This window comes from Leclercia sp. M50, assembly GCF_037150775.1.
Classification (GTDB): Bacteria; Pseudomonadota; Gammaproteobacteria; order Enterobacterales; family Enterobacteriaceae; genus Enterobacter.
The window spans coordinates 46,238-56,439 of sequence record NZ_JBBCPK010000018.1; the positions used below are offsets into that span (position 1 = coordinate 46,238).

10 protein-coding genes are annotated in these 10,202 nt (G+C 58.0%); 2 read left to right on the plus strand and 8 right to left on the minus strand.

Annotated elements, in window-relative coordinates:
* Positions 1-42 precede the first annotated feature (42 nt).
* From menF to WFM46_RS06695, 3 genes are all read right to left on the minus strand, one after another.
* Complete coding sequence (gene menF, locus WFM46_RS06685; RefSeq protein WP_336997288.1) at positions 43-1,338, minus strand: isochorismate synthase MenF; 1,296 nt, start codon at positions 1,336-1,338, stop codon at positions 43-45.
* A gap of 98 nt (positions 1,339-1,436) precedes the next feature.
* The gene (gene elaB, locus WFM46_RS06690; RefSeq protein ID WP_103180450.1) at positions 1,437-1,742 is read right to left on the minus strand and encodes a stress response protein ElaB; all 306 of its coding nucleotides are present in this window, start codon (positions 1,740-1,742) and stop codon (positions 1,437-1,439) included.
* Between the two features lie 62 nt (positions 1,743-1,804).
* Positions 1,805-2,266: a GNAT family N-acetyltransferase gene (locus tag WFM46_RS06695; protein ID WP_336997289.1), complete on the minus strand. Its 462-nt coding sequence runs from the start codon at positions 2,264-2,266 to the stop codon at positions 1,805-1,807.
* Positions 2,267-2,339: 73 nt separating this feature from the next.
* Here WFM46_RS06695 and rnz point away from each other — a divergent pair, with 73 nt between their 5' ends.
* Both rnz and WFM46_RS06705 read left to right on the plus strand, forming a co-directional pair.
* Entirely contained in the window at positions 2,340-3,257 is a 918-nt protein-coding gene (gene rnz, locus WFM46_RS06700) for a ribonuclease Z (protein WP_336997290.1), read from the plus strand.
* A gap of 66 nt (positions 3,258-3,323) precedes the next feature.
* Positions 3,324-4,328: a chemotaxis protein gene (locus WFM46_RS06705; protein ID WP_103180456.1), complete on the plus strand. Its 1,005-nt coding sequence runs from the start codon at positions 3,324-3,326 to the stop codon at positions 4,326-4,328.
* A gap of 111 nt (positions 4,329-4,439) precedes the next feature.
* Here the strand turns inward: WFM46_RS06705 and nuoN are convergent, their stop codons facing one another.
* From nuoN to nuoJ, 5 genes are all read right to left on the minus strand, one after another.
* The gene (gene nuoN / locus WFM46_RS06710; RefSeq protein ID WP_103180457.1) at positions 4,440-5,897 is read right to left on the minus strand and encodes an NADH-quinone oxidoreductase subunit NuoN; all 1,458 of its coding nucleotides are present in this window, start codon (positions 5,895-5,897) and stop codon (positions 4,440-4,442) included.
* Between the two features lie 6 nt (positions 5,898-5,903).
* Entirely contained in the window at positions 5,904-7,433 is a 1,530-nt protein-coding gene (gene nuoM / locus WFM46_RS06715) for an NADH-quinone oxidoreductase subunit M (RefSeq protein ID WP_156654950.1), read from the minus strand.
* A 76-nt stretch (positions 7,434-7,509) separates the two neighbouring features.
* Positions 7,510-9,351 carry an NADH-quinone oxidoreductase subunit L gene (gene nuoL / locus WFM46_RS06720; protein WP_156654951.1) on the minus strand — a complete coding sequence of 614 codons (1,842 nt, stop codon included), beginning with the start codon at positions 9,349-9,351 and terminating at the stop codon, positions 7,510-7,512.
* Positions 9,348-9,650: an NADH-quinone oxidoreductase subunit NuoK gene (gene nuoK / locus WFM46_RS06725; RefSeq protein ID WP_049841347.1), complete on the minus strand. Its 303-nt coding sequence runs from the start codon at positions 9,648-9,650 to the stop codon at positions 9,348-9,350. Before nuoK ends, nuoL begins: the two co-directional genes overlap by 4 nt.
* The gene (nuoJ, locus tag WFM46_RS06730) at positions 9,647-10,201 is read right to left on the minus strand and encodes an NADH-quinone oxidoreductase subunit J (RefSeq protein WP_336997291.1); all 555 of its coding nucleotides are present in this window, start codon (positions 10,199-10,201) and stop codon (positions 9,647-9,649) included. The genes nuoK and nuoJ overlap by 4 nt, the downstream gene beginning before the upstream one ends.
* Position 10,202: the final 1 nt, after the last annotated feature.

Sequence of the window (10,202 nt, forward strand, 5' to 3'; positions counted from 1 at the left end):
AAGATGTAATTTTGATATGAATCGGGAATGTATGACTCAGTATTAATCCTTTAGGAGCAGAGAGCGCAGCCCGGCTGCTTTATTTTCAATCTCCTGCCACTCCTGATCGGGGTCAGAACCGCTGACGATCCCCGCCCCGGCATACAGGCGAACACAGCTCTCCTCAACGCTTGCCGAACGCAGCGCCACGCAGAACTCGCTTTGTGCTAACGAGAGATACCCGGCGGAACCGGCATACCACTCCCGGTCGAAGGGTTCATTGTGGGCGATGAAATCCCACGCCGCCTGGCGCGGCAGACCGGCAACGGCCGCGGTGGGCTGCAGGCGCAGCAGGCACTGTTCATCATCCGGGTGTTGCAGCGCGGTCCAGATGCAGCGGCGTAAATGCTGAACCTTCCGCAAGCGCACGATTTGCGGCGGGAGGACATCAAGCACCCCGTTTTCCCGCTGCAGGCGCTGGCAGATGTCCTCAACCACCAGCATATTTTCCCGCTGGTTTTTATCGTCGGTCATCAGCCAGTTACCCAGCCGTGCGGCATGGGCATCGTCCGGATGGCTGGCAACGGTACCGGCCAGCGCTTCGGTGCGCAGCAGCAAACCGCGCCGCCGCCACAGCCGTTCCGGCGATGAGCCGAGAAACGCCCGGCTCGCATCAGGGCGCATAAAGAAGTGGTAGCACTGGAAGTTGACCTGCCGGCTGGCCGCCATCAGCGCGGCGGGGTTTACCGCCTCGTTAAACTGCAAATCTGTCGCCCGGGCCAGCACCACTTTATCGAATTCCCCCCGGCCGATAGCCTCTGTCGCCCGGGTAATCAGCTGAAGCCAGCCGGCCCGGTCAGGGAGATGCGTTTCGCTCACCACCGCCTGCGTGACCGGGGTGACAGGCTGGCTCTCCGCCAGGGTCTGCATAAACTCCCGCGCGCGCTGGGCCTCCGCTTTCAGGGAGGTGTCGCTCCAGAGCACCAGGCGCAACGTTGCGGTCCCGCCGAAGCGCTGCCACAAAAGGCGCGGCAGGAACAGGCTGCCCTGCTTTGGATCGAAGGCATTAACGCCCACCACTCTCAGGTCGGGTGCGTGCGGATAACGGTTTAAAAACTGACGGGCAACGGATAACGAGGAGAAATGCGTTATCGCTCCGAGAGCAGCATACTCTTCGTCGCCATTGCGCTGCTGCCAGTAGAACTGCGGGTAGATGTGCTGGGCATTCAGCCAGCCGAGCGGATCAAACGCGTCGTTGAGGGCAAAGGAGACATCGAGATAATGCAGGCCTGGGGTATCGGGAAAATCGTCGGCTAATTGTTGGCAAAGGCCTTTCAGCGCGGTGGAAATCGAGTGCACGCGAACTTCTCCCAGCTCAAAAACCTCACATTATAAGGGGTACTAAACAGAAAAAGCAGTACCCCGAGTTGGCAGGGAGAAGCGTTCGTGCTGTGTTGTTAACGGCGGGCGAGTAAAATACCCAACACCAGGCCGGCGGCGGCGCCTACGCCAATCCCCTGCCACGGCTTTTCACGGACATAATCATCCGCACGATAGACCGCTTTTTTGGCCTTGTAATAGTATTGATCGGACGCATGACCCACGCGCGTTTTCACATCATGCAGAGCCTGCTCAGCACGCGCTTTTAGCTCAATGTATTTCTGATCGGCCGGATCGCCGGAAGAGCGTAAGACCTCCTCCAGGGTTTCACTCAGCAGGGTCAGATCGTCATCTACATGGTTATCCGATGATTGATAAGACATAGTGTTCTCCATGTGGTTGCATCAGTTCCGTAACTATAGACAATGCTTGACGATTCCGCCTGCTACGCTTGTTGTACCTCTTTCGCCATACCCACGTGCGGAATGCCATCTTCGTCGTAGATATCCGTCACCTGCACAAAGCCAAAATGGGCATAAAAGGCGTGCAGATGCGCCTGCGCCCCGAGGTATAACGCCTTGTCGGGCCAGTTATTTTCGCAGGAACGCAGCGCGTGCTCCATCAGGGCATAGCCCAGCTTCTCGCCCCGCACCTCGCAGCTGATAATCACGCGGCCAATCACAACGGGAGCGAAATCGTCGTCACTTTTCAGAATCCTCGCATACGCCACCAGCCGGTTATCTTTCCAGCCGAGGATATGGCGGTTCTCCCCCACCAGGTCTTCGCCGTCAATGTCCTGATAGGGGCAGGTTTGCTCAACGACAAACACCTCACAGCGCAGTTGAAGTAAGGCGTAAAGCACAGGAACGGACAGCTCGCTATGGTGCAGATCTTGCCACTGGATCATTGAGGTCTCCTTATCGTGAGGGGAGCCGTTATACTAATGACTTTTCGTCCCCGGTGCAGAGGCTGAGTGCATTATGGAGCTGTTTTTTTTAGGAACATCCGCTGGCGTACCGACCCGTACGCGCAACGTCACCTCAATTTTGCTGGATCTCCAGCACCCCACCCGCGGCGGGCTGTGGATGTTTGACTGCGGCGAAGGCACGCAGCACCAGCTGCTGCGCACCGCCGCGCATCCCGGCAAGCTGGATAAAATTTTCATTACTCACCTGCACGGCGATCACCTTTTTGGCCTGCCGGGGCTGCTCTGCAGCCGCTCGATGGCGGGGAATATCCAGCCGCTAACCATTTACGGCCCGCCCGGTATCCGGGAGTTTGTTGAAACCAGCCTGCGGATCAGCGGCTCGTGGACGGATTATCCCCTCGAGATTATTGAGATCAAACCGGGCGTGGTGTTCAAAGATGATGCTTACACGGTGACCGCCGCGGCGCTCAATCACCCCGTGGAGTGTTACGGTTTTCGCATTGAAGAGCGGGATAAACCCGGCGCGCTGGACGGCGCCGCGCTGATCGCCGCGGGAGTGCCCTTCGGCCCGCTGTTTCAGCAGCTAAAACGCGGCGAAAGCGTCACCCTGGAAGATGGCCGAACCATCAATGGCGCGGCGTATCTCTCCCCGCCCCGTCCGGGTAAGAAGCTGGCCCTCTTCGGGGATACCGCCCCCTGCGAGAACGCCCTTGCGCTGGCTCAGGGCGTCGATCTGCTGGTGCATGAGGCCACGCTGGAGGTAGCGATGGAGGAGAAAGCCAACAGCCGCGGCCACAGCTCCACGCATCAGGCGGCCAGGCTTGCCCGCGACGCGCAGGTAAAAAAACTGATCGTCACCCACGTCAGCTCCCGTTACGACGCCGAAGGCTGCGCCATGCTGCTGGCGGAGTGTTGCGCCATCTTTGCTACCAGCGAGCTGGCAGAAGATTTTGCTACCGTGCGCGTTTAATGCTCTGGTTTTCCCCGAAACTGCCGATAACCCTATCAGGCCGGTATTTTTCACTGAGGGGCAAACATGGATAACTTCCAGAAAGACATTGATGACAGGGCAAATCTTACTCTGTCGAACCGATTTGAGCTGCTACTGTTTCGTCTTGGCCGCTCAATGAATGAAAACAAATCTGAGCTGTTCGGCATCAACGTCTTTAAGCTTCGCGAGATTGTGCCCATGCCCTCGTTCACCAAACCGGCGGGGATGAAGTCGCCCCTGATGGGTATGGTTAATATTCGCGATCAGGTGATCCCGGTTATCGACCTGGCCGCGGTGGCAGGCTGCAAGCCAACGACGGGGCTGAACATTTTGCTGATCACCGAGTACGCCCGTAGCGTCCAGGCGTTTGCCGTGGAGTCGGTCGAAAATATCATGCGCCTGGACTGGAAGCAGGTGCATGCGGCGGAAACCGCGGTCAGCGGACGCTATATCACCAGTATCGCCTGTCTGGATGAGAAGACGGATACCAACGATCTGGCGATGGTGCTGGACGTTGAGCAGATCCTCTATGACATCACCCCGGCCAACCACGACCTGCATGCTACCGATCTGAAAATCACCAAATTCAATATCAAGCCGGGTGCGGTGGCGATTGTGGCAGAAGACTCCAAAGTGGCGCGCTCAATGCTGGAAAAAGGGCTGCAGGCGATGCAGATCCCGGCGCAGCTGCATATCACCGGCAAAGAGGCCTGGGAGAAGATCGGCGTGCTGGCCGCGCAGGCCCAGGCGGAAGGAGTGCCCATTACCGATAAGATCTCGCTGGTGCTGACCGACCTTGAGATGCCGGAGATGGATGGCTTTACCCTGACGCGCAAAATCAAAACCGACGCCATCCTGAAAGATATTCCGGTGGTGATCCACTCTTCCCTTTCGGGCAACGCCAACGAAGATCATATCCGCAAGGTGAAAGCCGATGGCTACGTGGCGAAGTTCGAGCTGAACGAGCTGTCATCGGTGATTGAAGAGGTGCTGGAGCGCGCAAACAAAAAAATTGACGGGCCGCTGATTAGCCGTAAGCAGCTGGCTTAAGCCCGGCGGCGCTTCGCTTGCACGGGCCTACGGTTTTGTAGGCCGGGTAAGCGCAGCGCCACCCGGCAATAAAAAAACCCGCCGAAGCGGGTTTTTTTGTTTCTGGCGTTTTTACATCAGCGGCATCGCATGCTGCACGATGGTGATCAGCGGCTGCGGATAGATACCGAAGATCAGTACCAGCAGCGCGGAGATGAGCACCACAATACCGCCGGCGCTGTACTGCCAGTTGCCTGGCGCATCGCGGTTGAGCTGCTGAGGCGCACTCAGGTAGAGGCTCACGGCAACGCGCAGGTAGTAGTAGAGACCAATCGCGGAGCCGATAACGACACCCGCCGTCAGCCACCACAGACCAGCCTGCACACCCACTGCCAGCACATAGAACTTCCCGATAAAGCCGAGCGTCATCGGGATACCCGCCAGCGAGAGCATCATCACGGTCATCACCGCGGAGAGGATCGGACGGTGCCAGAACAGACCACGGTAGGAGAAGAGCGAGTCGGCATCCGGGCCACGGTACGGGCTGGACATCAGGCTCACCACGCCGAAGGCGCCGAGGCTGCTGAACAGGTAACCGGCCAGGTAGACACCCACGGTCTCCATGGACATCTGACCGCTCTGCAGGGCAATCAGCGCCACCATCAGATAGCCGAGGTGGGAGATGGAGGAGTAACCGAGCAGACGCTTGATGTTGGTCTGGCTCAGCGCCATCAGGTTACCGAAGATGATGGAGACAAAGGCGATCACGCCCAGCACCACGCGAACCGCTTCGCTGTCACCCACCGGGGCGTAGAGGAACAGACGCATCACCACCCCGAAGATAGCGATCTTGCTCGCCGTCGCCAGGAAGGTGGATACCGGCGCTGGCGCACCCTGGTAGACGTCTGGCGTCCACAGGTGGAACGGCACCAGAGAGAGTTTAAAGCCGAGGCCAACAATCATCATGCCCAGACCCGCCAGCAGCAGCGGCTCATGCAGCATGCCGTCGCCGAGGCTCTTGCCGAGCGCTTCAAATGAGAGGTTACCGGACTGAGCGTAGAGCAGCGCAATACCAAACAGCAGGAAGGACGAAGCAGCAGCAGACAGGATCGTATACTTGATACTCGCTTCCAAAGAGCGCTTCTGGCGGAAGGCATAACCAATCAGGCCGAACAGCGGCAGCGAGATCAGCTCAATACCGAGGAACAGCGCCGCCAGATGGTTGGCATTCGCCAGCAGAATGCCGCCCAGGGCCGCAATCAGAACCAGCAGGTAAAACTCTTCTCTGTTGTCGTTGTACCCTTCCAGCCACGGGTAGGCAAAGGTGCAGGTCGCCAGACTGGCTAACAGCACCAGCCCGGTGTAGAGCATGGCGAAGCCATCAACGCGCATCAGCGGCGTGACGTCCATCGCCCCCGCCTGGCCAACAAACCAGAGGGAGACTAACGCAGCGTTCAGACCCAGAACCGCCAGCGTGGCATTCAGGAAGTGATTGCGTCGCCACGCAATGGAGAGCATCACAACCACCACCGTCAATCCGACGATCAGCAGCGGTAGCAGCGCAATCAGTTGTTGTGGAGTTATTGTCATGGCGATTTACGGCCTTGTAGTAGAAGCAGAATTAACAAACCACTGCTGGATATTACCCATCGCGGAGTGCGAGGTATCCAGAATCGGCTGCGGGAAGAAGCCCAGCAGCACCAGCAGTACGACCAGCAGCAGGATGATGAACAGCTCACGCAGCGACATCCCCGGCAGTTCTTTGGCAGCGATCTCACTCTTCGCTTTACCGAAGTAAGCGCGGTGCAGCATCGCCAGCGAGTAAACGGAGGCGAACACCAGACCGAAGGTGGAGATGACGGTAATCATCGGTACCACCTTGAAGCTGCCGAACAGGATCATAAATTCGCCAACGAAGTTACCGGTCCCCGGCATCCCCAGCGTGGCAACCGCGAAGAACATCGACATCGCTGGCAGCCACTTAATTTTGCTCCACAGACCACCCATCTGACGCATGTCACGGGTGTGCAGACGTTCGTACAGCTGACCACACAGGATGAAGAGACCGGCTGCAGAGAGACCGTGGGCAATCATCTGGATCACAGCGCCCTGGTAGGCCAGCTGGCTGCCGGTGTAGATAGCAATCAGCACGAAGCCCATGTGGGAAACGGAGGTGTAGGCAATCAGACGCTTGATGTCGTACTGCGTGAAGGCCATCCAGGCACCGTAGAAGATACCGATCACACCGAGCCACATGGCAATCGGCGCAAACTCTGCGGAGGCATTCGGGAACAGCGGCAGCGCGAAACGCAGCAGACCGTAGGCCGCGGTTTTCAGCAGGATGCCCGCCAGGTCAACGGAACCCGCCGTTGGTGCCTGGGAGTGCGCATCTGGCAGCCAGCCGTGCAGCGGCACCACCGGCATTTTTACCGCGAAGGCGATGAAGAAGCCCAGCATCAGCAGGTATTCTACGCCGTGGGACATCGGGGTCTTCAGCAGGTCCTGATAGTTGAAGGTCCAGACGCCGGTCGCGTTGTAGTGCACGAAGACCAGCGCCAGGATGGCAATCAACATCACCAGACCACTCGCCTGGGTATAGATGAAGAACTTGGTGGCCGCCGTGATACGCGTTTTACCGTCGGATGCCTTATGGCCCCACAGCGCGATCAGGAAGTACATCGGCACCAGCATCATCTCCCAGAAGAAGAAGAAGAGGAACATGTCGATGGCAAGGAACACGCCGATCACGCCGCCCAGGATCCACATCAGGTTCAGGTGGAAGAAGCCCTGGTATTTTTCGATTTCTCGCCAGGAGCAAAGCACCGCCAGAACGCCGAGCAGACCGGTCAGCACCACCATCAGCAGCGACAGACCGTCAATCGCCAGATGGATCGTGATACCGAAACGCGGGATCCACGGCAGAATGAATTCAGACTGCCACTGCGGAATGCCCGCAGACTGGGTCAGTGAATAGCCGCCCTGCAACCAGAGTTGCAGACCGAGCGCGAGCGTCAATCCCATGGTGATCAGCGCAATCCAGCGCGGCATCTTCACGCCAAAGCGTTCGGTCTGCCAGCACAGGAACCCACCGATAAAGGGAATTAATATTAGCCAGGGTAGTAACATGGCGATTTGCATTCCTTTTTAAGGCCCCCAGAAGGGGCCTGATTTTCAACGAATTCGAATAAAATTCACTTAACGATCAACGCAATACCATCAGCAGCGCCAGCACCACAACCGCGCCGATGCTCATGGACGCTACATACCAGCGCAGATACCCGTTCTCGCTGAACAGCAGGCCTTTACCTGCCAGGCGGGAAAGGATGGCCGGGATGTTCATTACCGCGTTCAGCGGATCGCGTTTGATAAGCCACGCAATGCCGAGGAACGGTTTCACGAAGATCATGTCGTACAGCCAGTCGAAGCCCCACGCGTTATACCACCAGGTGCCCAGCAGACGGCCCGGCGCACTGTTGGCAACCGAGGTGACCAGGGTACGTTTGCCCAGCCATAGCCATGCCGCAATCAGGATACCCGCGATAGCGACCACACCGGAGGTGATTTCAAGCGTCAGAACGCGACCGTGCTCAAGCTCGGTGGTGTCTGGCAGTACGCCCTGCAGCGGTGGCACAATCATCGCGCCAACGAAGGTGGAGAGTACCAGCAGCACAATCAGCGGCAGGTGGTGGGTAATCCCCTTCCCTGCGTGAGCGTGAATTTGTTCTTTACCGTGGAAGACGATGAAAATCATACGGAAGGTATACAGGGAGGTCATAAACGCACCGACCAGACCCGCAACCATCAGATTGATATGCCCGTTCGCCATGGCCCCCGCCAGGATTTCGTCCTTACTGAAGAAGCCCGCGGTGATCAGCGGCAGTGCCGCCAGCGCCGCGCCACCCACCAGGAAGCAGACGTAAACCAGCGGGATGGACTTACGCAGTCCGCCCATTTTAAAGATGTTCTGCTCGTGGTGGCAGGCCAGGATCACCGAACCGGACGATAGGAACAGCAGCGCTTTGAAGAACGCGTGCGTCATCAGGTGGAAAATGGCCGCGTCCCACGCCTGTACGCCCAGCGCCAGGAACATGTAACCGATCTGGCTCATGGTGGAGTAAGCGAGAACGCGTTTGATGTCGGTCTGGACCAGCGCGGCAAAGCCTGCCAGCACCAGCGTCACCGCACCGACGATACCCACCAGATGCAGAATTTCCGGAGTCATCAGGAACAGGCCATGGGTACGCGCAATCAGGTAAACACCGGCGGTCACCATGGTGGCGGCGTGGATCAGCGCGGAGACAGGGGTTGGACCCGCCATCGCGTCGGCAAGCCAGGTCTGCAACGGCAGCTGTGCAGATTTACCCACAGCACCACCCAGCAGCATCAGGGTTGCCCACCACAGCATATTGTTGCCGGCTTCGAAGTGCGCCGGTGCCAGTTCCACCATCTCGCGGAAGTTCAGCGTGCCCAGCTCGTTGTAGAGAATGAACAGCGCGAAGGCGAGGAAGACGTCACCCACACGGGTCACAACGAACGCTTTCATGGCCGCTGCGCCATTCTTCGGATCGGTGTAGTAGAACCCAATCAGCAGGTAAGAGCAGAGACCCACCCCTTCCCAGCCGAGATACATCAGCAGCAGGTTATCCGCCAGCACCAGTACCACCATGCTGGCGATAAACAGGTTGGTGTAGGCGAAGAAGCGGGAGTAACCCTCTTCACCGCGCATATACCAGGAGGCGAACATGTGGATCAGGAAGCCGACACCGGTAACCACGGAGAGCATGGTCAGAGAGAGACCATCCAGCACCAGGTTAAAACCGATGTTGAAATCACCCACCGACATCCAGGTCCAGAGTGGAACGCTGAAAGCCTGACGTCCGTTATTAAAGAAGTCGATCCCCGCATACGCTGTGACCAGTGCGGCCAGGCCCACAGAGCCCATGCCGATGGTCGCAGAGAGATTCTCAGACCAGCGGCCGCGTGAAAACGACAGCAGCAGGAAGCCAATCAGCGGAAAAATAATGGTTAAGGCAAGCATGTTCATCCACGCAACTCACTTACTGAATCGATGTTCAGGTTCTGGCGGCGACGATGGAGCTGCAGCAACAGCGCCAGGCCAATACTCGCTTCCGCAGCCGCGAGGCTGATAGCGAGAATGTACATCACCTGACCATCGGTCTGGCCCCAGTAGCTACCGGCAACCACAAAGGCCAGCGCGGAAGCGTTGATCATGATCTCCAGGCCAATCAGCATAAACAGCAGATTGCGGCGGATAACCAGACCGGTTAAGCCCAGCACGAATAAAATCGCGGCGAGGATCAGTCCGTGTTGTAAAGGGATCATGCGTGATCCTCCGTTTTTCTTTTCGCGCTGTCGTCCTTACGGTTGCTCAGCACTTCACCCATGCGCTCTTCGCGACCCACGTGGAAAGCAACGACCAGGCCTGCCAGCAGCAGCATCGAGGCCAGTTCCACTGCCAGTACGTATGGCCCAAACAGGGTGACACCCACCGCTTTGGCGCTGATTGGCGTGCCGTCGATACCCTGGTCGTTCACACCCAGAATGGCGTAAACGATCACCGCCAGCATGATGGCCGACAGAATTGCCGGGCCAATCCACACCTGCGGTTGCAGCCACTGACGTTCCTGCTCGATCTCAGAGCCGCCCAGGTTCAGCATCATCACCACGAAGACGAACAGAACCATGATGGCCCCGGCGTAAACGATAATTTCAAGCGCACCGGCAAAGTGTGCGCCCAGCGCAAAGAACACCCCGGAAATAGCCAGCAGCGAAATGATTAAATAGAGCAGCGCATGCACCGGGTTGGTGTGCGTAATCACTCGCAGCGTAGCCAGGATGGCGACCAGGCCGCAGATATAAAAAGCGAATTCCATT